This is a genomic window from Rhizobium sp. Root1212 (assembly GCF_001424985.1).
In the GTDB taxonomy this organism is placed as follows: Bacteria; Pseudomonadota; Alphaproteobacteria; order Rhizobiales; family Rhizobiaceae; genus Pararhizobium.
The window spans coordinates 512,456-535,769 of the sequence record NZ_LMDA01000012.1 but is presented as its reverse complement, the minus strand read 5'-3'; the positions used below and the strand labels follow the sequence as shown (position 1 = coordinate 535,769).

The 23,314-nt window shown below is 62.6% G+C and carries 20 protein-coding genes and 1 riboswitch; of the genes, 13 read left to right on the top strand and 7 right to left on the bottom strand.

The window, feature by feature from the left end:
• The first annotated feature begins 50 nt into the window (after window positions 1-50).
• The 7 genes from ASC86_RS14565 (at window position 51) to ASC86_RS25840 (ending at window position 6,382) form a co-directional block, all read left to right on the top strand.
• Window positions 51-968, top strand: coding sequence for a MurR/RpiR family transcriptional regulator (locus ASC86_RS14565; protein WP_056322282.1), 918 nt, complete (start codon window positions 51-53; stop codon window positions 966-968).
• A gap of 98 nt (window positions 969-1,066) precedes the next feature.
• Complete coding sequence (locus tag ASC86_RS14560) at window positions 1,067-2,173, top strand: ABC transporter substrate-binding protein (RefSeq protein WP_056322279.1); 1,107 nt, start codon at window positions 1,067-1,069, stop codon at window positions 2,171-2,173.
• A gap of 134 nt (window positions 2,174-2,307) precedes the next feature.
• A complete protein-coding gene (locus tag ASC86_RS14555; protein WP_056322277.1) occupies window positions 2,308-3,171 on the top strand; it encodes an ABC transporter permease subunit in 864 nt (287 codons plus the stop codon).
• Entirely contained in the window at window positions 3,168-3,956 is a 789-nt protein-coding gene (locus tag ASC86_RS14550) for an ABC transporter permease (protein WP_056322274.1), read from the top strand. Before ASC86_RS14555 ends, ASC86_RS14550 begins: the two co-directional genes overlap by 4 nt.
• 14 nt (window positions 3,957-3,970) lie before the next feature.
• Window positions 3,971-5,032 (top strand): ABC transporter ATP-binding protein, encoded by a 1,062-nt coding sequence (locus ASC86_RS14545; RefSeq protein ID WP_056322272.1) that lies wholly within the window; start codon window positions 3,971-3,973, stop codon window positions 5,030-5,032.
• Between the two features lie 109 nt (window positions 5,033-5,141).
• Window positions 5,142-5,293: riboswitch (FMN riboswitch) on the top strand.
• Window positions 5,294-5,383: 90 nt separating this feature from the next.
• Complete coding sequence (locus ASC86_RS14540) at window positions 5,384-5,857, top strand: 6,7-dimethyl-8-ribityllumazine synthase (RefSeq protein ID WP_056322269.1); 474 nt, start codon at window positions 5,384-5,386, stop codon at window positions 5,855-5,857.
• 201 nt (window positions 5,858-6,058) lie between these two features.
• On the top strand, window positions 6,059-6,382 hold the full coding sequence (locus ASC86_RS25840; RefSeq protein WP_156387054.1) for a hypothetical protein: 324 nt from the start codon (window positions 6,059-6,061) through the stop codon (window positions 6,380-6,382).
• A 51-nt stretch (window positions 6,383-6,433) separates the two neighbouring features.
• Here the strand turns inward: ASC86_RS25840 and ASC86_RS14535 are convergent, their stop codons facing one another.
• From ASC86_RS14535 to ASC86_RS14510, 6 genes are all read right to left on the bottom strand, one after another.
• Complete coding sequence (locus tag ASC86_RS14535; RefSeq protein WP_056322265.1) at window positions 6,434-8,095, bottom strand: urocanate hydratase; 1,662 nt, start codon at window positions 8,093-8,095, stop codon at window positions 6,434-6,436.
• 213 nt (window positions 8,096-8,308) lie between these two features.
• Window positions 8,309-8,638, bottom strand: a complete 330-nt coding sequence (locus tag ASC86_RS14530; RefSeq protein WP_056322263.1) for a TfoX/Sxy family protein — start codon at window positions 8,636-8,638, stop codon at window positions 8,309-8,311.
• 2 nt (window positions 8,639-8,640) lie between these two features.
• Window positions 8,641-9,741 carry a DUF917 domain-containing protein gene (locus ASC86_RS14525; protein WP_056322261.1) on the bottom strand — a complete coding sequence of 367 codons (1,101 nt, stop codon included), beginning with the start codon at window positions 9,739-9,741 and terminating at the stop codon, window positions 8,641-8,643.
• Window positions 9,741-10,997 carry a Zn-dependent hydrolase gene (locus ASC86_RS14520; protein WP_056322259.1) on the bottom strand — a complete coding sequence of 419 codons (1,257 nt, stop codon included), beginning with the start codon at window positions 10,995-10,997 and terminating at the stop codon, window positions 9,741-9,743. The genes ASC86_RS14525 and ASC86_RS14520 overlap by 1 nt, the downstream gene beginning before the upstream one ends.
• Window positions 10,994-12,376: an amidohydrolase family protein gene (locus ASC86_RS14515; RefSeq protein ID WP_056322256.1), complete on the bottom strand. Its 1,383-nt coding sequence runs from the start codon at window positions 12,374-12,376 to the stop codon at window positions 10,994-10,996. Before ASC86_RS14515 ends, ASC86_RS14520 begins: the two co-directional genes overlap by 4 nt.
• A gap of 12 nt (window positions 12,377-12,388) precedes the next feature.
• On the bottom strand, window positions 12,389-13,927 hold the full coding sequence (locus ASC86_RS14510; protein WP_056322255.1) for an aromatic amino acid lyase: 1,539 nt from the start codon (window positions 13,925-13,927) through the stop codon (window positions 12,389-12,391).
• Between the two features lie 138 nt (window positions 13,928-14,065).
• On the opposite strand from ASC86_RS14510, the gene ASC86_RS25835 reads away from it, so the two are divergent.
• Entirely contained in the window at window positions 14,066-15,283 is a 1,218-nt protein-coding gene (locus tag ASC86_RS25835) for a LysR family transcriptional regulator (protein ID WP_056322253.1), read from the top strand.
• Window positions 15,284-15,297: 14 nt separating this feature from the next.
• Here ASC86_RS25835 and ASC86_RS14500 read toward each other — a convergent pair whose 3' ends face one another.
• Window positions 15,298-16,269: a GlxA family transcriptional regulator gene (locus tag ASC86_RS14500; RefSeq protein WP_056322249.1), complete on the bottom strand. Its 972-nt coding sequence runs from the start codon at window positions 16,267-16,269 to the stop codon at window positions 15,298-15,300.
• A gap of 113 nt (window positions 16,270-16,382) precedes the next feature.
• Between ASC86_RS14500 and ASC86_RS14495 the strand changes: the two genes are divergently transcribed.
• From ASC86_RS14495 to ASC86_RS14475, 5 genes are all read left to right on the top strand, one after another.
• Window positions 16,383-17,285: a 3-keto-5-aminohexanoate cleavage protein gene (locus ASC86_RS14495; RefSeq protein ID WP_056322246.1), complete on the top strand. Its 903-nt coding sequence runs from the start codon at window positions 16,383-16,385 to the stop codon at window positions 17,283-17,285.
• 143 nt (window positions 17,286-17,428) lie between these two features.
• Complete coding sequence (locus ASC86_RS14490; protein WP_056322244.1) at window positions 17,429-18,919, top strand: carnitine 3-dehydrogenase; 1,491 nt, start codon at window positions 17,429-17,431, stop codon at window positions 18,917-18,919.
• A gap of 175 nt (window positions 18,920-19,094) precedes the next feature.
• Window positions 19,095-20,255, top strand: a complete 1,161-nt coding sequence (locus tag ASC86_RS14485) for an acyl-CoA dehydrogenase family protein (RefSeq protein WP_056322241.1) — start codon at window positions 19,095-19,097, stop codon at window positions 20,253-20,255.
• A gap of 14 nt (window positions 20,256-20,269) precedes the next feature.
• Complete coding sequence (locus ASC86_RS14480) at window positions 20,270-22,336, top strand: acetate--CoA ligase family protein (protein WP_056322240.1); 2,067 nt, start codon at window positions 20,270-20,272, stop codon at window positions 22,334-22,336.
• Window positions 22,333-23,115, top strand: coding sequence for a carnitinyl-CoA dehydratase (locus ASC86_RS14475; RefSeq protein WP_056322237.1), 783 nt, complete (start codon window positions 22,333-22,335; stop codon window positions 23,113-23,115). Before ASC86_RS14480 ends, ASC86_RS14475 begins: the two co-directional genes overlap by 4 nt.
• The last annotated feature ends 199 nt before the right edge of the window (window positions 23,116-23,314 follow it).

Genomic DNA, 23,314 nt, shown 5'->3' with positions numbered 1-23,314 from the left:
TTTAATTTTGTGATAGGCAGGCAAAGACCCGCCAGAGGGGAAATTCAGACTTGGATCACGCATCGACCTCCGTTTCGGATGTGATCGCCGCTCATTTCGACGGGCTGACGCGCGCCGAAAAGCAGCTGGCGAACTCGCTTCTCGACAACTACCCGGTCTCAGGCCTCGGCAGCATAACCACGGTTGCCGAGAATGCCGGCGTATCGACGCCGACGGTCGCCCGCATGGTCCAGAAGATCGGCTATCGCGGCTTTCCCGATTTCCAGGCCTGCCTGCACCACGAGCTGGAGGCTACGCTTTCCAGCCCCATCGCCAAGCACGACCGCTGGGCCGCCAATGCGCCGGGAACCCATACGCTCAACCGTTTCGCCGACGCGATCATGACCAACATGCGCGAAACGCTGTCGCAGCTGGAAACGGCGGTTTTCGACGGCGCCGCGGCACTTGTCGCCGACCGGCGGCGCGACGTCTACGTCGTCGGCGGGCGCATCACCAAGGCGCTGGCCGAATATCTCTTCACCCATCTCCAGGTCGTGCGACCCGGCGTGACCCAGATCGCCGCCAATGCCAGCGGCTGGCCGCATTACGTGCTGAACATGAAGCCGGGCGACGTGCTGGTGATCTTCGATATAAGGCGCTACGAGCAGGAAATGGAGGCTCTTGCCGGCGCTGCACGGGAACGGGGCGTGGAGATCATCCTGTTCACCGACCAATGGGCCTCGCCGGTCGCCAAAAACGCCACCCATGTCTTCCGCGTCCACATCGAAGCACCCTCGGCCTGGGATTCCTCGGTCGTCAGCCTGTTCATCGTCGAGGCGCTGATCGAGGCCGTGCAAAGCAGCGAATGGACCGAGACGCGCGAGCGCATGGCGGTGCTCGAACATCTTTTCGAGGAAAGCCGGGCCTTTCGAAAACCGCGTCAGGCGACTGCTGCGGCCAAGAGCACGAAGCCAGAAAAACTGAAATAAATCTGTCACATAAACTTCATCTACCCCGATTATCTGCTTCACGGAAATCGGATTATCAGTTTCGCCGAAATCGATTGACACACAAAAGGAGAACACCCGTGATGTCACATACGAAGCGCCTGCTCTCGCTCACCACGGCCATCACCGTGGCCCTGCCCGCTCTTGCCTTCGCGGAGCCGAGCGCAGAATTGATTGCTGCAGCCAAGGCTGAAGGCAAGCTCACCACCATCGCCCTGCCCCATAGCTGGTGCGGCTACGGCGACGTCATCGCCGGCTTCAAGGCCAAGTATCCGGAAATCCAGATCAACGAACTGAACCCGGATGCCGGCTCGGGCGACGAAATCGAAGCCATCAAGGCCAACAAGGGCAACACCGGCGATCAGGCTCCTGATGTCATCGACGTCGGCCTCTCCTTCGGCCCCTCGGCAAAGGCCGAAGGCCTGATCCAGCCCTACAAGGTCTCCACCTGGGATTCGATCCCGGCAAGCGCCAAGGACACCGACGGCTACTGGTACGGCGATTATTACGGCGTTCTCTCGTTCCTCGTGAACAAGGACCTCGTGAAGGAAAGCCCGAAGGACTGGTCCGACCTGCTGAAGGCCGACTACGCCAACGCGGTTGCTCTCGCCGGTGATCCGCGCAGCGCCAACCAGGCCGTCCAGGGCGTCTTCGCAGCCGGCCTCTCGGCCAATGGCGGCGACACCTCCAAGGCTGGCGAAGCCGGTCTCAAGTTCTTCAAGGAACTGAACGACAAGGGCAATTTCGTGCCGGTCGTCGGCAAGGCAGCCCCGTTCGCCCAAGGCTCCACGCCGATCATCGTCGCCTGGGACTACAACGCCCTCTCCTGGGGCCAGAGCCTGAACGGCAACCCGCCGTTCGAAGTCGTCGTTCCGGCATCGGGCGTCGTCGCCGGCGTCTACGTCCAGGCGATCTCGGCCTTTGCTCCGCACCCGAACTCTGCCAAGCTCTGGATGGAGTACCTCTATTCCGACGAAGGCCAGCTCCTGTGGCTGAAGGGCTATTGCCACCCGATCCGCTTCAACGATCTCGCCAAGAACGGCAAGATCCCGCAGGATCTGCTCGACAAGCTGCCGCCGGCTGCAGCTTACGAAAAGGCAATCTTCCCGACGCTCGAAGAGCAGTCCGCCAACAAGGAAGTGATCAGTGGGCAGTGGGACAGCGTCGTCGGCGCCAACGTCCAGTAACAGGCTTTACGCATCTATGCCCTCCCGCCATCGGCGGGAGGGTTTTCCTGTTTATATTCAGACGCATACGTTGCACTTATATTATTTGCGGCTAAACTTCCCCCACCGCCTCCAGCCTGGATGACCACCGCTTCATGAGCACCCTGATAGACCGCCGAAAAGTCGTCGATTGGCTCGGCATAGCGCCGTTCATGATCTTCGCGCTGATGTTCCTCATCCTGCCGACACTCTATCTGGTGACGGGGGCGTTCTTCACGCCGGATGGCCAGTTCACCTTCAAGAACCTCGCCGACCTGACCCATCCCTCGATCATGAGCGCCTACTGGATCAGCATCAAGGTTTCGGTCGCCTCCTCGATCGGCGGCGCGCTGATCGGCTTCTTTCTCGCCTGGGCGATAACGCTCGGCGGGTTGCCGTCGTGGATACGCTCGGGACTTCTGACCTTTTCGGGGGTCGCCTCGAACTTCGCCGGCGTGCCGCTCGCCTTCGCCTTCATCGCAACGCTTGGCCGCACCGGCCTCGTCACGGTGCTGCTGCGTGATATCTTCGGCTTCAATCTCTATTCGACCGGCTTCAACCTGCTGTCGTTCTTCGGCCTGACCATCACCTATATGTTCTTCCAGATCCCGCTGATGGTACTGATCCTGACGCCGGCGCTGGACGGCATGAAGAAGGAGTGGCGTGAAGCTTCCGAAATCCTCGGCGCCTCCACCTGGCAATACTGGCGCATGGTGGCCCTGCCGATTCTCTGGCCAAGCGTCATGGGCACGACGCTGCTGCTCTTCGCCAATGCCTTCGGCGCCATCGCCACGGCCTATGCGCTGACCGGCGCCTCGCTCAACATCGTGCCGATCCTGCTCTATGCGCAGATCCGCGGCGACGTGCTGCACAATCCGAACCTCGGCTATGCGCTGGCGCTCGGCATGATCGTGATCACCGGCGCTTCCAACATTCTCTATATCTGGCTGCGCTCGCGCGCGGAACGGTGGCAGAAATGAAGACCAACCGCCTTCTCGCCTGGATCGCACTTGCCATCGGCGTCATCTATTTCGTCGTTCCGCTGCTCGGCACCTTCGAATTCTCGCTGCGCATGCGCCGCGGCGAATATTCCTTCGATGCCTACCAGTCGGTGTTCTCCGACATGCAGTTCCGCGAAACCTTCGGCTATTCGATGATGATGGCGCTGCTGACCATCGTTTTCGGAATGCTGCTGATCGTGCCGACTGCCTATTGGGTGCGCCTTCGCCTTCCGCAGGTAAGGCCGGTCATCGAGTTCATCACGCTCTTGCCGCTGGTCATCCCGGCCATCGTCATCGTCTTCGGTTATCTCAGGCTTTACAATTCCTCGTCCTTCCTGCCGCTGACCAATAGCTCCAGCGGCACCAACCTGCTGCTGATGCTCTCCTACATGACGTTGTCGCTGCCCTATATGTACCGCGCCGTCGATACTGCGATGCGCGCCATCGACGTCTCGACCCTGACGGAGGCCGCTGAAAGCCTCGGCGCCAAATGGCCGACCATCCTGTTCCGCTGCATCTTCCCGAATGTGATGAGCGGCGTGCTTTCCGGCGCCTTCATCACCTTCGCCATCGTCATGGGCGAGTTCACCATGGCCGCACTTTTGAACCGCCCGGCCTTCGGCCCCTACCTGCAGCTCGTCGGCGCGAACAAGGCCTATGAGCCTTCGGCGCTCGCGATCATCGCCTTCGCCATCACCTGGATCAGCATGGGCCTGCTCCAACTCGTCAGCCGCTTTTCCAAAACCGCCCCCCGCAAGGCCTGAGGGATATTTCTCATATGTCGTTTCTCACACTGACCAATATCCAGAAGTCTTTCGGCCCTGTTCAGGTCGTCAAGGACTTCAACATGACCATCGACAAGGGCGAGTTCGTGTCCTTCCTCGGGCCATCGGGCTGCGGCAAGACCACCATCCTGCGCATGATCGCCGGCTTCGAGACGCCCTCCGGCGGCAAGATCGAGATCGGCGGCAAGAGCCAGGCGAACCTGAAGCCCAACCAGCGCAATATCGGCATGGTCTTCCAGGCTTACGCCCTGTTTCCGAACATGAACGTCGCCGAAAACGTCGCCTTCGGCCTGAAGGTCGCCGGCAAGCCGAAGAGCGAGATCGATGCCCGCGTCAAGGAGATGCTCGGCCTGATCAAGCTCGATCATCTGTCGGAACGCTATCCCTACCAGATGTCGGGCGGCCAGCAGCAGCGCGTGGCGCTCGCCCGCGCCCTTGCCCCGAAGCCGCAGGTGCTGTTGCTCGACGAACCGCTGTCGGCGCTCGATGCCAAGATTCGTGTGTCGCTGCGCGAAGAAATCCGCATGATCCAGCAGCAGCTCGGCATCACCACGGTCTTCGTCACCCACGACCAGGAAGAGGCTCTGTCGATTTCCGACCGCATCGTCGTGATGAATGCCGGCCGCGCCGACCAGGTCGGCACGCCCTATGAGATCTATAACCGCCCCACCACCCGCTTTGTCGCCTCGTTCGTCGGCACGCTGAACCTGATCGAGGCCAAGGTCGTCGACCCCGCCTCCAACCGCATCACCATCGGCAACCAGGGCATCACGCTCCGCGAGCCGCTGGGCACCGCGAAAGCCGGCGATACGATCTCGCTGGCGCTGCGCCCGGAAGCGGGCTCGATTGCTGAAGGCGCAAAGGGCGATACGGCGCTGACCGGCGAAGTCACCTCCTCCAACTTCCTCGGCTCGGTCATCCGCACCCGCATGAAAGTCGGCGACAGTGTGATTTCGTTCGACATGTTCAACAGCCCCGGCCTCGTGCCGCCGGCCGTCGGCGATGTCGTGACGCTGCGCTTTACCGCGAGCGATCTCCTGATCATCCGCGAATAGGCAAAGCTTTTTCCCGCATCCCCATGTTGCGGGAAAAATCTGTCGTCAATCCCGCCCTTCATGTCGCAAGCGGGTTTGATCTTGCTCGTCAGAGCCTTATAGTCGGCGGCGTAGTTCTCAGGGCGGGGTGAAACTCCCCACCGGCGGTAACGGACAGCAATGCCCGGAGCCCGCGAGCGCTTCCGGTTTCACGCCGGAAGGTCAGCAGATCCGGTTGAATTCCGGAGCCGACGGTCACAGTCCGGATGGAAGAGAGCAAACAGGCGGAAACCTCTTTACGGGGTGGCCGTGCCTGTACGTTCGCCCAAGGGACCATTGAAGAATGGCACAACCCTTGAAAGGCCAAAACTTATGACGATTGCCTCCCACCCCTCGCAGAAGATCGCCGTCATCCGTGCCCGCTGGCACGCCGATATCGTCGACCAATGCGTCGATTCCTTCGTGTCCGAATGGCAGAAGCTCGGCGGCAACGCTGCCGATGTCGAGATTTTCGACGTTCCCGGCGCACTGGAAATCCCGCTGCATGCCCAGACGCTGGCCAAGACCGGCCGCTATTCCGCGATCATCGGCACAGCCTTCGTCGTCGACGGCGGCATCTACCGCCACGATTTCGTCGCCGGCACCGTGCTCGACGGCATGATGAGGGTGCAACTCGACACCGGCGTTCCGGTGCTCTCGACCGTGCTGACGCCGCACAATTTCCAGGAATCGGAAGCGCATATCCGCTTCTTCAGGGATCATTTCGTGGTGAAGGGCGTGGAAGCCGCCAATGCGACGCGGCAGATATTGGCGGCGCGGGCGGAACTTGCGCTCGTCAACGCTTGATGAATGCGGGCGGCCTTCAGGCCGCCCTTTCGCTATCCAGTCAAGCTTGCATCACAAAGAGGTAACCAAAGCACGTTATTTCCTCTGCAAATCTGATCTTTGCCAATCTCCCTACTGTACAACCTCAATGTCGGTAACGCTGCGTTAGATACAACCAATCAGGATATTGGCAGCTCAGTACAACATTTATCGGGGATATGGATGCGTATTGCCTTAATCTCTTTCTACTGTGTTACGCTCTTTATAGAGGCAACTCTCTGGATATTCCTCCGGCCGGCAGTAGGAAAAACCTTGATCGCGTTCCTCGGCCTATCCGCAGGCGCCGGGATTGGCGTAGGGTGCCGGATCAATCCCGCTTTACCCGCTGCCATAGGATTTTTTGCCGTCTTTCTTGTCGTGCCCGGCGGAGTGTTTGCAAGAGCCAAGGATAAACGTGTCGATTGGTGGCGCCGAAAGTTTGCAGAATTTCAAGAGCCGTTGCGGCGTTACGCAAATCTCATTCTCGATGCCCCAGGTCCTTGGTAGAGATCTCGGAATGAGCCTGCATCGGGCCGTATTGCCCATACGCAACAAACCCTACCCCAGCGGAATATACCCGATCCCCTTCTCCGCAATCTCCTCATGCGACTCCTCATATCCCGCATCCGCGTAGCGAATAACGCCCAACGCCGTATCATTGGTTAGCGCATGCGATAGCCGCTCGTCCGCAGCCTCAGTGCCATCCGCCACCACCGTCACACCACAGCTCGTCATATACCCCGCATACCCGCCGCCGCCGGAATGAACGACGACGAGGTCGGCCATGGAGGAGCAGAGCAGCATGGCATCGAGCAGCGGCCAGTCTGCGATGGCATCGGAGCCATCCTTCATCCGCTCCGTCATGATGTTCGGATGGGCCATGGCGCCGGCATCGAGATGGTCTCGGGAGAAGGCGATCGGTCCCTTGAGTTCGCCGGAGCGCACGAGCGCGTTAACGGCCAGCGCCAGTTCGGTGCGCTCGCCATGGCCGAGCCAGGCGATGCGGGCCGGCAGGCCTTCGAAGGGGATGTGCTCGCGGGCGAGTTTAATCCAGTTGGTGACGATCTTGTTGTCCGAGAACATTTCCAGCAGCAGATCGTCGATGCGGGCGATATCGCTCTCCTCGCCGGAAAGCGCCATCCAGCGGAAGGGGCCGATGGCGCGGGCAAAGAGCGGCCGCAGATAGGCTTCGGTGAAGATGCGGATATCGAAAGCATTGGCGACCCCGCCTTCGCGCGCCTGGGTGCGGATGAGGTTGCCGTTGTCGAAAACCTCCGAGCCCCGCTCCTGAAACGTCAGCATGGCACGGACATGATCGGCGATCGAGGCGCGGCTGGCGGCCATCAGCTGGCCTTGGCCATCTTCGCGCAGGCGCTTCACCTCATCGAGGCTCATGCCCTTCGGCACGTAGCCATAGACGAGATCATGCGCCGAAGTCTGGTCGGTGACGATATCCGGCACGATGCCGCGCCGGGCGATTTCCGGGTAGAGCGCCGCCGCATTGCCGACGAGGCCGATCGAGGTGGCGCGCTTTTCCTTCACCGCCGCATCGATCATCGAAAGCGCCGTATCGAGATCGGGGGCGATATGTTCGAGATAGCCGATCGCCTTGCGCTTTTCGGCGCGCTCCGCGTCGATATCGATGCAGAGGATCGCGGCACCCGCCATGCGGCCGGCAAGCGGCTGCGCCCCGCCCATGCCGCCGAGACCTGCCGTCAGGATGAAGCGGCCGGCGAGGTCGCCGCCGAAGCGGTTTTCGGCGATACGCATGAAGATTTCATAGGTGCCCTGAATGACGCCCTGGCTGCCGATATATTGCCATGCCCCGGCCGTCAGACCGCCCCAGCAGATCAGCCCCTTGCGCTCCAGTTCGTAGAAGATTTCGGCCTTGGCCCATTGTCCGACGATGTTGCAATTGGCCATGATCACCAGCGGCGCCTTGGCATGGGTCTTGAGGAGCGCTACCGGCTTGCCCGACTGGATCACCAGCGTCTGGTCTTCGTCCATCTCGATCAATGTCTTGACGATCGCCTTGTGGGAGGCCCAATTGCGCGCAGCTTTGCCCAGTGCGGCATAAACGATCAGCTTTTCCGGCGCCTCGCCGACCGAGAGCACGTTTTCGAGAAGCCGCAGCAGAGCCTCTTGCCGCCAGCCCTTCGCGCGCAGCTCCGGCCCGCCGGGGATCGGGAAATCGGGATGACGGGGATTGGGCTTCGGCATTGTCGTCTCCTGTCGAGTTTTGTGGTGTCGAAGCTCTCGCCACCCTCCCCACAAGGGAAAGAGGTGGGAAACTCGGTCGTCCCCTCTCCCCGCCTGCGGGGAGAGGGTTAGGGTGAGGGGCAGTGCTTCGACTCACGAAGATACCGCCATAGCCCCTCATCCGCCCTTCGGGCACCTTCTCCCCGTTTTACGGGGAGAAGGAAACGCGAGCCGCTAATCCTCCCGCGGCAAAGTCCCCACGAATGCAATCGCATCGTTCAGCAACCGCCGCCGCAGGTCGTCGTCGCCATAGGCATCCGGGCCGGCCCGTACCCAGCCGGGCATCCTGCGGCTCGACATCATCGCCTCGATGTCGGGCAAGGCCAGCGCCCAGCCGTCATTTCCCTTGCCGAGCCGGACCATCAAGCCGCGATCGCTCGCGCCGCAGAGCAGATGCCCATCCAGCATCCACGCCAAGCCGCCGAACATGCGCTTGCGCACGAGGCCGTGCAGGTCTTCGAGTTCGGCCTCGATCAGTTCTTCCAGTCCCTCATCGCGCGCCATCGTCAGCCTTTCACGCCATCGAGGGCGTATTTCGCAAGCTCGATACCCATCGCCTTTTCAACGGAAGGATAGACGGATGGATCAAGCACGCTGGAAGACAGCGGAATGACCGTCTTCGGCACATGCAGGACAAAAATCCTCATGCCGACCTTCAGCTGGCCGACACTCAGGGGCTCTCCATCAGGCGAAAGCGTGGTGATGACGTCGGGGAAGGTTGCGAGCCGTGCGCCGCCGGCATTTTCCACCGCCATATATTCGTTCATGACGTGAAGTACCGTGGAGTCATCTCCCTTCCCCAGAGTCACCGTGCCGATATCGAAGGCTTCCTTGGTGTAGACGACCGATTTATCGGTAATTTCGCCCTCCGCAAGAATGGCGCCGTTGGTGGCGCGCACGATGGCATCGATGATCGCATGGCCGCCCTTGGCTTCCGCAGCGATGATCGCCTCCCCGAGAGAGAGGGCAAGCGAAATGCCGCCGAGCGCCGCATTGGCCTTCACATAAGAGGCACGGACCGGATTGCGGCAGGAAGCGATGAAGCCGCCGGACATATCGGAGGCGGTGCGCAGGATCGGCGAGACCTTGGCCGTCGCGCCGCGCACCACAAGCTCGATATAGCGGTTCTCCTCGCGATTGCCGCCGACTGCCGTCTGGATCATCGGTTCGGGCGAGCCGGCAAGACCGATCGAGCCCATGTCTCCGGTCGGATGGGCGCGGATATCGCCGACGGCATCGACGACCTTGGTGCCGAGAATGGCCGATGGCAGCCAGCCGTTCAGCGTCGAGGATTTGCCGTTCTGGCCGACGATAAGGCCTGAAAGCTTTTCGCCGAGCGCCTCCTGCAACATCTCGACGGCCTTGACGTAGTCGACGCCGCGCATTTCCCAGGGCGTGGTCGAGGCCGGGGCGCCGATGGCGGCGGCCGTCGCCACCCAGTCGTTGGCATCGAGTTCATCGATGGAAACCAGTTCCGGCTTGCCGATGGAAACGGCGGCATAACCGAGCATGCGGCCATGATCGGCCCAGCCACCACCGCCGGCGGCATAGACGGAACCGCCCTTCACCGCCGCCTCGACATCCTTCTCCTTCAAGATGCGTCCCATTACTCCTGCTCCTGTAGCTCGGTATCGAGGCGGCGCACAGCGCCGAACAGCACGGCTGCGCCAAGGGTGATGTCGTCGGCTTCGGCCCATTCGGCGGGCGTGTGCGAGCGGCCCTCGCGGCAGGGAACGAAGATCATCGCCGAGCGCGAAATTCGTGCCATCCAGGCCGTGTCATGACCCGCGCCGGAGGCCATGCGGCGGAAACGCGCGCCGGCATCTTCGGCGGAGGCTTCGAGCGCCGCCATCACCTTGGCATCGGCCGGCGTCGGCATGTTGTCGGAAACGATCTTGGGCGAGGACACGGCCACGCCCCGGTCGCGCTGCAACTCGACGGCCATGCGGTCGACTTCCGCGATGAAATGCTCCATGTCCTCGCGCCGCTCGGCGCGGGCGTCGATCAGCAGCCGGGCGCGCGAGGGCACGACATTGGCGGCATTCGGCTCGATCGCAAATTCGCCGACCGTCGCGGTGAAATGCCCCTCGCCCCGCGACAGCAGAAGCGCGACGCGCTCGACTTCGGTGACCAGCGCAGCACCGGCCACCAGCGCGTCGCGACGGGCGCCCATCGGCGTCGTGCCGGCATGATCGGCCTGCCCCTCGATAAAAATCTCGATACGGGTGATGCCAGCAATCGCCGTGACGATGCCGATATCGCATCGCTCGTTTTCCAAGACCGGTCCCTGCTCGATATGCAACTCCAGAAAGGCGCTGATATCCGAGCGCTTCGGCTGTGAGATATCAGAGGGATCGCCGCCGGCATAGACGAGGCCCTGACGCAGCGTCAGTTCCCCTTCGCTGCGGTCGAGCCAGCTATCCGGTATAAGCCCCGCCATGCCACGGCTGCCGATGCAGGAGACGCCGAAGATCGAGACTTCCTCGGCGAGAAAATCGACGATCTCCAGATCGTGATCGAGCAGGATGCCGGCTTCATCCAAGGCGCGAGCGACTTCAAGCGCAGCCGCAACCCCGGCGACGCCATCGAAGCGGCCGCCTTCCGGCACAGTATCGGAATGAGAACCGAGCATGATCGTGCCGAGACCGGGTTTGCGGCCCTTGCGTCGGCCGATCAGGTTGCCGCTGGCATCGATGCGGGTCTCAAGCCCGGCGGCCTTGAACTGGCGGTCGAGGAAAGCCCGGCCTTCGAGAAACATCGGTGTGAAGGCGCGGCGGGTATAGGGTCGGTCCGGCTCGGTGATTTCAGCCAGCCTCTCGATGTTATCGACGATGCGCTCCGCCTTGACGGGAAGATTGCTCACGCGATCCCTCCCGCAAGCGGCAGGCTCGCCGGCGGACGCACGAAGCGGCCATCGCCGGGGGCGGCCAGCACTTTGCCACCTTCATAGACCTTGCGACCACGATTATAGGTCGCCGCCACCCGCCATGGCAGATGGATGCCGTTATAGGGCGACCAGCCGACGACATTGTTGCCGCTTTCGGCTGCGTCGTAGACGTAAGCTTCAGGCGTCAGCACGGCGATATCGGCATGTTTTCCGACTTCCAACGCGCCCTTCTCGTGATCGAGCCGAAAGTGACGCGCCGGGTTCAGCGCCATCAATTCGGCGGCGCGGGTGAGCGGAATGCCGCGTTCCAGCGCGCCCTTGATGAACAGCGGCACCATCACCTCCAGCCCCGGCACGCCGGAGGAATTGGCGAGCATATCCGGGTTGGTTTTGCGGTTTTCCGACCAGCTGACGTGATCGGTGGAAACCAGCGTGACATTGCCCTCGGCCACATGCCGCCAGAGCTTTTCCACCTCGGCGCGCGGGCGGATCGGCGGGTTGATCTTGGCCTTGCCGCCGAGACGGCGCACGTCGTTTTCCTCGTCCAGCACCAGATAGTGGATGCAGCATTCGATCGTCGCGCGAAAACCTTGGTTGCGATAGCTGCGGGCGATATCGTAGCCGCGGCCGACAGAACAATGCACCACATGGGCCGGGCAGCCGGTGGCGGCACCGGTCTCGTAAATCTGGTTGGTGGCGAGCAATTCCGTCAGCGGCGGGCGCGACAGGGCATGGGCGCGATAATCGGTGATGCCGGCGGCCTTCACCTTTTCGATGGCGGCGCGGACGGCTTCGTCATCCTCGTTGTGGACACCGGCCGTCAGGCCTGTCGGGGCGATGGCGGCGAAGCAATCTTCGAGCAGGGCAGCAGGAATGCGCGGAAACCGCTTCGGATCGGTACCTAAGGTCGAGAACTTGAAGGCAGCGACGCCGGCCTCGACCATTTCAGGGATGCGCGCCGGCCCCTCTTCAGGATCGACCGTGCCATAAAGCGCGAAATCGATACGGGCCTGCGCGCCCGCATGGGCGATCTTGCGGCGCACGGCATCGCGCGAGCAGACGAGATCGCCCTCGTCATAGGGCATATCGACGATGGCGGTGACGCCGCCGGCCGCCGCCGAGCGGGTCGACCAGATGAAATCCTCCTGATTCTTCTGGCTGAGCGAATGCACCTGCGCATCGATGGCGCCGGGCAGGATCAGCGCCTTGCCGAGATCGTGGCTTTCGCGTGCAGACGGCATCGCGCCCTGCCCGATAACGGCGATGCGCTCGCCGATGACGCCGACATGGCCGGCCTCGACGATCCGGTCGGGCAGAACCAGCGTTCCCTTCAAGACGAGATCAAGATCGGCCATGTGTTTGCCTTCCTAAAGCGCGAGAGCGAAGAAGTCGTCGAATTCCGGCATCGGGGCGGACGTGACGAGGCCGCGACGCAGAACGGGGCAGCAAAATTCCATTCGCAGCGCCTCGATCTCATCCGACAGCGGGCGGTCCTGCAGATACATCGGGCTGATCGCACGGACCCGGTCATAGGCGAGTTTGGTGATGCCCTGCGGCTGGTCCCCCAGCAGATCGACGGCTTGCGCCGAGAGCAGCGCCTCAATGGCACCCATCTGACAGAGGTCGCGCACCTGCGCTTCCATACGCTCGACGATCAGCGGCAGGAAGGTGGCTTCCTCCTCCAGCCCCCCGGCAACGACAATGGACTGCGCCGACAGCGGCACGGCATTGGATTGCACGCGCATATAAAGCTCGACCGCAAGCTTCATCAGCGGGCCAAGACCGCTTGCGACCTCGCCGGGGGCCACGAGATTGATCGGAAGGTTGCGCCGCACACCGTTGGAAAGCAGAACGCAGCGATTGAGCACATTGCGGGCGACGTGGGAGAAGGCGATCTGCGCCGTCTCGATATAGAGCGTCGTCGTCAAGGGCAGCGAGGCGCCGGAGGAATGCACCTGTCCGCCCAGCACGACGGGATTGTCGTCGGAGAGATAGGTCGCATCGAGCAGCCGCTCGGCTGCGACAACCAGCGTATCGACGGCTGCACCGAAAACCTGCGCTGTCATGCGCAGGCTCAAGGGATCGTGGATCGCGGTCGGCAGCGGCCAGTCGACCATGTCGGATTGGCCGTAAAGCCAGGAGCCGACCAGCGCCTCGCCGCGCGTGCCGAGCGTCGCCGCCACCCGCCAGGGATCGGCAGAGGCGCCGAGCGCCAGCGACGACATCAGGCCGGTGACCATCAGCACCCGGACGGCCGAGGCCGCCTCGCGGATCACCTCGGCAGCGGCGGCATAGGCCGTGGCGTTGACGCTGAGGGCCGCAAGCGCATCGCGCGGCTGCATGATCAGCGGCGTAAGCCCTGCCCGCTTCAGCGCTTCGGCGGCATCGAGCAACTCGCCGCTATAAAAAGCTCGACCCGTGCCGGTGAGCACCGAAGCCACCTGCCCCATCAGGCCGATATCGGCGCAGCCGATCGAGCCGTGACGATGCACCGCCGGCACGACGCCGGCGCGTAAGAGTCCGAGAAAGGCATCGATCAACTCGATGCTGCAGCCGGTGTGGCCTCCAAGCGCCGTGTTCACCCGGATCGCCATGGCCTTGCGCACGACGGATTGGGAAAACAGCGGCCCCGTGCCGAAGTGATGGGCCTTGACCAGTGAGGCATTGAACTGGGCGAGATCGTCAGCCGTCCAGAGCCGGTCCTTCATCGAGCCGACGCCTGTATTGGCGCCGTAGACGGGAAGCCCAGAAGCGATGCGATCGGCAATCACCATGCGAGCCGACTGGACCCGCTCCAGGGCGACCGGCGACACTTCCGGCACATGCTCGCCTGCGCCGATTCTCTCAAGTGCCGCGAAGCTCAGCGGTTGTCCTGTCAAAACAATGGTTTTCGTCGCCGCGTTCATGCCTGCTCACCCCTGATCATCGCCATGCTATGCGCAATGGCAGGGCTTGTGGTATATCCCAAAAATCAAACGGGAGATGCGGGAAACCGAACATCCGGCAGCGCCGCGCTCCTTACCCTTCGAGACACCGGCTGTTTCATGGATATCGCCACCCTCACCCTCGTCCATGCTGTTCTGATGGAGCGTGGCATCCGTCGCGCCGCCAAGGTCACCGGCCGTCCGCCGGCAAGCGTCAGCGCCGCCCTGAAGCGCATGGAGGCGGCGATCGCCGTGCCGCTGGTGCGGCGGGAAGGCGGCAATCTCGTTCCGACCCTGGAGGCCCAGCGCCGCCTTGCCGATCTTGCCGCTGCCTGCGCCGCGATCGCGGACCTGCTGACAGTTGCGAACCAAACCCATGAAACGGTGCCCGCCATCAGCATCGGCACGCTCGAACGGTTCCTTGCCATCACCCGCAACGGCAGCATCCGCGCCGCCGCCCAGCAAATCGGTGTCGGCCAGCCGCAATTGACCCGGCAGATCGCCGATCTCGAAAAATCGCTGGGCTATACGTTGCTGACCCGGTCGGCAGCCGGTGTCGCCTGCACCGCCAATGGCCTTGCCGCCATGCCGCTTGCGGAAACGCTGAGCGATATCTGGGCGCGGCTGTCGCGTGCTTCGGCCGACCGCTTTCGCCGCACCGCCGCGACATGGCGGCTGGGTTCGGTGATGCCGCTCGGCCCGGAAAGCGAGATCGCCCGCATGCTGGCGACGCTCACGGCAAGGTGGCATCGCGCCCGACCGCGCCAGCCGCTGTTTCTCTCCAGCACCACGGCCGATGAGTTGATCGCCGGGCTAAAGAGCCGCCGCTTCGATGCAGTGTTGCTGGATGTGGCGGAATTTCCAAGCGAGTTCGAAGGACGGCTTGTGTCGCAAGGCCCGCTGGCGCTTGCAGGGCAGCCGGAGATGTTTGCCAACGGGCGGACGCTGGCCGATGTACTCCTCTCCAACCCCATCGCGGTGCCGAGCCTGCGCAGCGGCCTGCGCCAACAGGCAACCCGATTTCTGGAAAATACCCTGAGCGAAGCGGAGCGCCAGCGGCTGACGATTACGGAAGTCGATTCCATCCCCGTCATCATCAATCTCGTGCTGAACCACGGCTATCTTTCCGTATTGCCGCAAAGCTCGCTGTCGAGGATCAGGAACGCGCCGGCGATGATCCGGCTCGACCAGAGCTATGCCCAGTCGCTTTCGCTGGTCTGGCCGAAAAATGCGCTTTCCCGCCAGCTCGGAGTGGCCATGCTGGAGATGATGCGTCCTGATGAATCGGCAGATGAAGAAGCGGAATCACTTTCCGCGAATATCACGCCAAGCAGCTGATCCGATTCGCCAAATCAGCCCTTGAGCTTCAGCCGCCGCCGCGTCTCGCTCGGGCTTTCGCGGTAATGGGCGCGATAGCTGCGGGAAAAGGCGGAGGACGAATTGAAGCCGGTGGCGGCTGCGATATCGGCGAAATCGGCGCGGCTTTCGATGACCTTGCGGCGGGCGGCGTTAAGCCGGAGCGCGAGATAGTGAACATGGGGCGCAACCCCCATCGTCTCCTGAAACAACGTCTGCAGATGACGGGCGCTGACGCCAAGGCGGCGGGCAAGACGGGCGAGCGTCAGCGGCGCTTCGACCGTCTCTTCCATCAGCTTCACGGCCATGCTCACTCTGTTATCCAAGATGCGCATGTTGCCAATGGCCGGCACCTGCAAGAGGTCGCCGCGGGTGCGCTCCTGCTCGTAGATGAACAGGCGCGACACTTCGAGCGCCAGCGAATAGCTGTGCTGGCGGCGGATCAGCTCCAGCATCAGGTCGAGCGTCGGCAGCGAGCCGCCGGTGGTGATGCGCTTGCCGTCGATGACGAACCGCTCACGCACCATCGTCACTTGCGGATAGGCAGCGCTGAAATCCTCGAAATCCTCCCAGTGGGTGGTGGCCTGGCAATTGTCGAGCAGGCTCATCTCGGCCAGAAACCACGAGCCGGATTCGATCCCGGCCATCATCTCACGATGCCGCGCCGTCTGGGAAAGCTGCATGCGCAGCTGCGGGGTATCGCTGCGCTGCCAGTTGTAGCTGGAGAGTATGAAAAGCGGAGCGGTATCCTTCTGCGGCCGAAAGGCACCTTTGACCGGGATCGGGATGCCGCTTTTGGTCTCGATGGCCAAGCCATCCGGGCTATAGAGATCCCAGCTATAGAGCGGTCGGCCGGCAATGCGGTTTGCCGCGCGCAACGGCTCGATGACCGACGCGGTGAGGATCAGGTTGGTCTCGGGCAGGATCAGGATATCGATGTGCTGGGTTTCATCAGCCGGTGCCAGCATGCTTCCTCTCCTTAGCCGCATCTTCCGATAATGTATAATCTCCATCCGATCATGGAAAGCAAACCCGATTTTCTTGGCTCGTAATGGGCTCAAAGAAAAAGGGGAGACTGCCCATGCCACTCTCAATGAACCGCGATGTTTTCATCACCTGTGCCGTGACCGGTTCCGGCGACACCGTATCGAAATCCTCCCACGTGCCGATCACGCCGAAGCAGATCGCCGATGCCGCGATCGAAGCGGCCAAGGCCGGCGCCGCCGTCGCCCATTGCCACGTGCGCGATCCGGAAACCGGCGCTCCCGCCCGCCGCCTCGATCTCTACAGGGAAGTGACCGACCGCATCCGCTCCGCCGATGTCGATGTCGTGTTGAACCTCACCGCCGGCATGGGCGGCGATCTGGTGTTCGGCAATGTCGAATCGCCCTTCCCGGTCAATCCCAACGGTACCGACATGGCCGGTGCCACCGAGCGCGTCGCCCACGTAGCCGAATGTCTGCCGGAAATCTGCACGCTCGATTGCGGCACAATGAACTTTTCGCTCGGCGACTATGTGATGACCAACACGCCCTCGATGCTGCGCGAGATGGCCCGCCAGATGACGGCGCTCGGCGTTCGCCCGGAAATCGAGGCTTTCGATACCGGTCATCTCTGGTTCGCCAAGCAGCTCGCCGAGGAAGGCCTGATCGAGGACCCGGTGCTGATCCAGCTTTGCATGGGCATTCCGTGGGGCGCGCCGGATGACCTCAACACCTTTATGGCGATGGTCAACAACGTGCCGAAAAACTGGACCTTCTCGGCCTTCTCCATCGGCCGCAACGCGCTTGCCTATCCGGCCGCCGCCGTGCTTGCCGGCGGCAATGTCCGCGTCGGGCTGGAAGACAATCTCTATGTCGGCAAGGGCCAGCTCGCCACCAACGGCCAGCTTGTGGAAAAGGCCGTGACGGTCATCGAAGGCATGGGCGCCCGCGTCATCGGCCCGGCCGAGGTGCGCGAGAAGCTGAAGCTGCAGAAGCGGTAAGTCTTCCCTTCTCCCCGCGAGCGGGGAGAAGGTGCCCGAAGGGCGGATGAGGGGCCTGTATTGCTTTCGGCGACTGCCCCTCACCCTAACCCTCTCCCCGCAGGCGGGGAGAGGGAACAATCACAAGAGGGAACACGAAAACAATGACCAAGATCACCAAGGCGGCCTGCATCGGCGGCGGCGTCATCGGCGGGGCCTGGGCGGCGCGCTTCATCCTTGCCGGCATCGATGTCGCGATGTTCGATCCGCACCCGGAAGCCGAGCGTATCGTCGGCGAGGTCATGGCAAACGCCGAGCGCGCCTATGGCATGCTGACCATGGCGCCGTTGCCGCCGAAGGGAAAACTCACCTTCGTCAAGAGCATTGAAGAGGCTGTGCAAGGCGCTGACTGGATTCAGGAAAGCGTGCCTGAGCGGGTCGAACTCAAGCGCAACGTCATCACCCAGATCGACGCCGCAGCCGATCCGAAGGCGCTGATCGGCTCCTCGACATCCGGCATCATGCCGACCGAGCTTCAACGCGACATGAAGCATCCCGAGCGGATGTTCGTCGCCCATCCCTACAACCCTGTCTACCTTCTGCCGCTCGCCGAACTCGTCGGCGGCGAGAAGACAGCCAAGGCCACCCTTCAGGAGGCCAAGGCGAAGCTCGCGCCGATCGGCATGAAGGGCGTCATCATCAACAAGGAGATCGAGGCCTTCGTCGGCGACCGCCTTCTCGAAGCCGTCTGGCGCGAAGGCCTGTGGCTGATCAAGGATGACATCTGCGATACCGAAACCCTCGATGACGTGATCCGCTATTCCTTCGGCATGCGCTGGGCGCAGATGGGCATGTTCGAAACCTACCGCATCGCCGGCGGCGAAGCGGGCATGCGCCACTTCCTCGCGCAGTTCGGCCCCTGCCTGTCCTGGCCCTGGACCAAACTGATGGATGTCGTCGATCTCGATGACGAGCTGGTCGACAAGATCGCCGGCCAATCCGACGCGCAGTCCGGCGCCCGCGGTATCCGCGAACTGGAGCGTATCCGCGATGAAAACCTCGTCGGCATCATGCACGCGCTGAAGAGTGGTGACGGCGGCAAGGGCTGGGGCGCGGGCAAACTACTCGCCGATTTCGAGCAAAGCCTGTGGGCAAACGCCAAGAAACCGGAAACGGATATCGGCGCAGCCCAGCCGATCGGCATCCTCGAAACCAAGGTCAACGCCGCCTGGGTGGATTACAACGGCCACATGACCGAGCACCGCTACCTGCAGGTCTTCGGCGATACGTCGGATGGGCTGCTGCGCCTGATCGGCGTCGATCTGGAATATGTGCGCGACGGCCACAGCTACTACACGGTCGAGACCCATATCCGGAACCTCGACGAGGGCAAGCTCGGCGATACGCTCTACACCACCTGCCAGGTCCTCTCTCAGGACGACAAGCGCCTGCACCTGTTTTCGACCATCTACAATGCCGAGACCGGCGCCAAGCTCGCCACCGCCGAGCAGATGATGCTGCATGTCGACTCGAAGGCCGGCAAGGCCGTTCCGGCGCTGCCGGCCGTGCTCGCCAAGGTCAAGGCGATTGCCGAAGCCCATGCTTCGCTGCCGGTGCCGGAAGGTGTTGGCCGGGCCGTGGGACAGAAGCGGTAAGTTTCGTAAAGTTTGCCCCTCATCCGCCCTGCCGGGCACCTTCTCCCCGTGAACGGAGAGAAGGGACAAGCGGCAAACTCCATCATCCCCTCTCCCCCGCATGCGGGGAGAGGGCCAGGGTGAGGGGCAGACCTGGGGAGGACTGCTCCGGCAAAAAGATACGAGGGAGAACACCATGAATTTCGCACTCACAGACGAACAGCAAATGATCGTCGACACCGTGCGCGGCTTCGTCGAGACGGAGATCTATCCGCATGAGAACGAGGTCGAGCGCACCGGCTTCGTACCGCCAGAATTGGGCCAGGACATCGCCCGCAAATGCAAGGAGCTCGGTTTTTTCGGCTGCAACATGCCGGAATCGGTTGGCGGCGCCGGGCTTGATCACCAGACCTTCACGCTGGTCGAGCGCGAGCTTGGCCGCGGCTCGATGGCGCTCACCGTGTTTTTCGGCCGCCCCTCGGGCATCCTGATGGCCTGCAACGACGAGCAGAAAGAAAAATACCTGCTGCCGGCCGTTTCCGGCGAAAAATTCGATGCGCTCGCCATGACCGAACCGAACGCCGGTTCCGACGTGCGCGGCATGAAATGTTTTGCCCGCAAGGACGGGGACGACTGGATCGTCAACGGCACCAAGCACTTCATCAGCCATGCCAATATCGCCGATTTCGTCATCGTCTTCATCGCCACCGGCGAGGAGCAGACCCCGCGTGGGCCAAAGAAGCTGATCACCTGTTTCCTCGTCGATCGCGGCACGCCCGGCTTCGAGATTCGCGATGGCTACAGCTCCGTATCCCATCGTGGCTACAAGAATTGCATTCTCAATTTCGACGAATGCCGCCTGCCCGCGTCGCAAATCCTCGGCGAAGTGCATAAGGGTTTCGATATCGCCAATGACTGGCTTTACGCGACCCGCCTGACGGTTGCCGCGACCTCCGTAGGCCGCGCCCGCCGGGCCTTCGACTACGCCCTCTCCTACGCTGCCGAGCGCAAACAGTTCGGAAAGCCGATCGGCGCCAATCAGGGTGTTTCCTTCAAGCTCGCCGACATGATCACCGAGATCGATGCCGCCGATCTCCTGACCCTTTCGGCCGCATGGCGGCTCGATCAGGGCCTTCCGGCCAACCGCGAAATCGCTTCGGCCAAGGTCTATGCGACGGAAATGCTGGCGCGCGTCACCGACGAGGCGATCCAGATCTATGGCGGCATGGGCCTGATGGACGACCTGCCGCTCGCCCGTTTCTGGCGCGATGCCCGCGTGGAGCGCATCTGGGACGGTACATCGGAAATCCAGCGGCATATCATCAGCCGCGACCTGCTGCGGCCGCTGGGGGCATAATGGAGGGATCGTCGATGACCACCCGTCCCCTCGACCGCCTCATCCGCCCGAAATCCATTGCCGTCTTCGGCGGCAGGGAAGCCCGGCGGGTGATCGAACAATGCAACAAGATGGGCTTTGCCGGCGAAATCTGGCCGGTGCACCCCAAGCTCGATGACGTGCTCGGCCGCAAATGCTACCGCTCCGTCGCAGACCTGCCGGCAGCACCGGACGCCGCCTTCGTCGGCGTCAACCGCCAGCTCACCATCGAGATCATCCGCGACCTCTCCGCCCGCGGCGCGGGCGGGGCGATCTGCTATGCCTCCGGCTTCCGCGAGGCGGTGAACGAACTCGCCGACGGCAACGAACTGCAATCGGCTCTCGTGGAAGCGGCCGGCAACATGGCGATCGTCGGGCCGAATTGTTACGGCTTCATCAACATGCTCGACGGCGCCCTGCTCTGGCCCGACCAGCACGGCATGCTGCGCGTCGAAAGGGGTGTAGCCGTCCTCACCCAATCCTCCAACATCGCCTGCAACGTTTCCATGCAGATGCGCGGGTTGCCGCTCGCCTATCTGATGACCGCCGGCAATCAAGCGCAGACTGGGCTTTCCGATCTCGCCTGCGCCGTCATCGAAGACCCGCGCGTCACCGCTGTCGGCCTGCATATCGAGGGCTTCGACAGCATTCAGGCCCTGGAGCGGCTGGCAAAACGGGCGCGCGAACTCGGCAAGCCGGTCGTCACGCTGAAGGTCGGGAAATCGGAGGCCGCCCAGCTCGCGACGGTCTCGCACACCGCCTCGCTCGCCGGCAACGACAAGGTCTCCTCGGCCCTGCTCGCCCGTCTCGGCATCGGTCGCGTCGATACCCTGCCCGAGCTTCTGGAGACGCTGAAGCTCCTCCATCTCCACGGCACGCTGAAGAGCTTCGATATCTCCTCGATGAGTTGTTCGGGCGGCGAGGCTTCGCTGATGGCGGATGCCGGTGTCGGACGAAAGGTCGTCTACCGAGCGCTGAAGGACGAACAGCGCCTGCCGCTGCGCGAAAGCCTCGGCGAAATGGTGACGATCTCCAATCCGCTCGACTACCACACCTTCGTCTGGGGCAATCGCGACAAGCAGACGACAGCTTTCTCGGCGATGATGAGGGGCGATTACGCCATGAACCTCATCGTGCTCGATTTTCCGCGTCAGGATCGCTGCGATGCCGCCGATTGGGTCACTACCTGCGATGCCGTCATCGATGCTTCGCGGGCGACGGACGCTGTTGCCGGCATCGTCGCCAGCCTCGGCGAAAATATGCCGGAAGACACGGCGCTGCGACTGATGGCCGAGAAAGTCGTGCCCTTCTCCGGCATCGACGAAGCGCTGACCGCCTGCGAGATCGCAGCGGAGATCGGCCGCCTCTGGTCGCAGCCGGATGCTGAGCCGCTGCTCACCGTTTCGCATTCCGAAGGCGAGAGCGCCACGCTCTCCGAACATGAGGCGAAAACGGAGCTTGCGGCCTTCGGCGTGACGATCCCGCAGGGCCTGACCGCGGAGACTGCAGAACAAGCGGCCGACGCCGCGGAAAAAATCGGCTTCCCCGTCGTCCTCAAGGGCCAGGGCGTCGCCCACAAGACCGAAGCCGGAGCGGTAAAACTCAACCTCGCAAGCCGCGAGGCCGTTCTCGACGCGGCAAAGGCCATGGCCGGCGTTGCCTCCGGTTACCTCGTCGAAAAGATGGTGGCAAAGCCGGTGGCGGAGCTGATCGTCGGCGCGATGCGCGATCCGGTCGCCGGTCCGGTGCTAACTGTTGGCGCCGGCGGCATCCTCGTGGAACTCCTGGAAGACTCAGCGATCCTGACGCTTCCGACCGACGAAAACGCGATCCGCACAGCCCTTTCCAGCCTCAAGGTTGCAAAGCTGCTCGGTGGCTATCGTGGCCAGCCCAAGGGCGATATCGACGCCCTGGTGAAGGCCGTCGCATCGGTGGCATCCTATGTCGTTTCAAACGCTTCAATGATCGAAGAAGTAGATATCAATCCTATCATGGTACTGCCCGAAGGTTTGGGAACCGTCGCGGCCGATGCCCTGATCAGGCGAAGGGGAACGGGCGCATGACGGGACCAATCAAGACCCGCCGCGAAGGCGGCATTCTGGAAGTGACGATCGACCGGCCGAAAGCCAACGCAATCGATCTCGTCACCTCGCGCATCATGGGCGAAATTTTTCGCGACTTCCGGGACGACGAGACCTTGCGCGTTGCGATCATCACCGGCGCCGGTGAAAAGTTCTTCTGTCCGGGATGGGATTTGAAAGCGGCCGCCGCCGGCGACGCCGTCGATGGCGATTATGGCGTCGGCGGCTTCGGCGGCATGCAGGAGCTGCGCGACCTCAACAAACCGATCATCGCGGCCATCAACGGCATCTGCTGCGGCGGCGGCTTCGAAATCGCCCTGTCCACAGATCTTATCCTTGCCGCCGAACACGCGACCTTCGCGCTGCCGGAAATCCGCTCGGGCACCGTCGCCGACGCCGCCTCGATCAAGCTGCCGAAGCGCATTCCCTATCACATCGCCATGGACATGCTTTTGACCGGCCGATGGCTCGACGTGACGGAGGCCCATCGCTGGGGCTTCGTCAACGAGATCCTGCCCGCCGAGAGGCTGATAGAGCGTGCCTGGGAAGTCGCGCGCCTTCTCGAAAGCGGCCCGCCGCTCGTCTATGCCGCCATCAAGGAAGTCGTGCGCGCCGCCGAGGGCGAGGCCTTCCAGACGACCATGAACAGGATCACCCGCCGCCAGTTGAAGACGGTGGACGTGCTCTATTCCAGCGAGGATCAGCTCGAAGGCGCCCGCGCCTTTGCCGAGAAGCGCGATCCCGTCTGGAAAGGGCGTTAACACCTTAACGGCGCGCGAGGAAACGCGCCGGAAGAGACGGCCGAAAGCACCTCCGCTTGCATAAGTCAAATTTATGCAGTGGGCCGAATTTTCATATGAATACAAGGGAGGTTTTTAAAAATAGCATGAAAGAAAACGGGAAACGGCCAAGCCGGAAAGCCCGCAATCAATAATCGACGGCCGCAAAAGGCTGCGAAAA

Bases quoted from the DNA above. Each gene is read 5' to 3' on its own strand.
- ASC86_RS14555 (WP_056322277.1), top strand. From the start codon at position 2,308: ATGAGCACCCTGATAGACCGCCGAAAAGTCGTCGATTGGCTCGGCATA.
- ASC86_RS14550 (WP_056322274.1), top strand. From the start codon at position 3,168: ATGAAGACCAACCGCCTTCTCGCCTGGATCGCACTTGCCATCGGCGTC.
- ASC86_RS14545 (WP_056322272.1), top strand. From the start codon at position 3,971: ATGTCGTTTCTCACACTGACCAATATCCAGAAGTCTTTCGGCCCTGTT.
- ASC86_RS14540 (WP_056322269.1), top strand. From the start codon at position 5,384: ATGACGATTGCCTCCCACCCCTCGCAGAAGATCGCCGTCATCCGTGCC.
- ASC86_RS25840 (WP_156387054.1), top strand. From the start codon at position 6,059: ATGCGTATTGCCTTAATCTCTTTCTACTGTGTTACGCTCTTTATAGAG.
- ASC86_RS14535 (WP_056322265.1), bottom strand. From the start codon at position 8,095: ATGCCGAAGCCCAATCCCCGTCATCCCGATTTCCCGATCCCCGGCGGG.
- ASC86_RS14530 (WP_056322263.1), bottom strand. From the start codon at position 8,638: ATGGCGCGCGATGAGGGACTGGAAGAACTGATCGAGGCCGAACTCGAA.
- ASC86_RS14525 (WP_056322261.1), bottom strand. From the start codon at position 9,741: ATGGGACGCATCTTGAAGGAGAAGGATGTCGAGGCGGCGGTGAAGGGC.
- ASC86_RS14515 (WP_056322256.1), bottom strand. From the start codon at position 12,376: ATGGCCGATCTTGATCTCGTCTTGAAGGGAACGCTGGTTCTGCCCGAC.
- ASC86_RS14510 (WP_056322255.1), bottom strand. From the start codon at position 13,927: ATGAACGCGGCGACGAAAACCATTGTTTTGACAGGACAACCGCTGAGC.
- ASC86_RS25835 (WP_056322253.1), top strand. From the start codon at position 14,066: ATGGATATCGCCACCCTCACCCTCGTCCATGCTGTTCTGATGGAGCGT.
- ASC86_RS14500 (WP_056322249.1), bottom strand. From the start codon at position 16,269: ATGCTGGCACCGGCTGATGAAACCCAGCACATCGATATCCTGATCCTG.
- ASC86_RS14495 (WP_056322246.1), top strand. From the start codon at position 16,383: ATGCCACTCTCAATGAACCGCGATGTTTTCATCACCTGTGCCGTGACC.
- ASC86_RS14490 (WP_056322244.1), top strand. From the start codon at position 17,429: ATGACCAAGATCACCAAGGCGGCCTGCATCGGCGGCGGCGTCATCGGC.
- ASC86_RS14485 (WP_056322241.1), top strand. From the start codon at position 19,095: ATGAATTTCGCACTCACAGACGAACAGCAAATGATCGTCGACACCGTG.
- ASC86_RS14480 (WP_056322240.1), top strand. From the start codon at position 20,270: ATGACCACCCGTCCCCTCGACCGCCTCATCCGCCCGAAATCCATTGCC.
- ASC86_RS14475 (WP_056322237.1), top strand. From the start codon at position 22,333: ATGACGGGACCAATCAAGACCCGCCGCGAAGGCGGCATTCTGGAAGTG.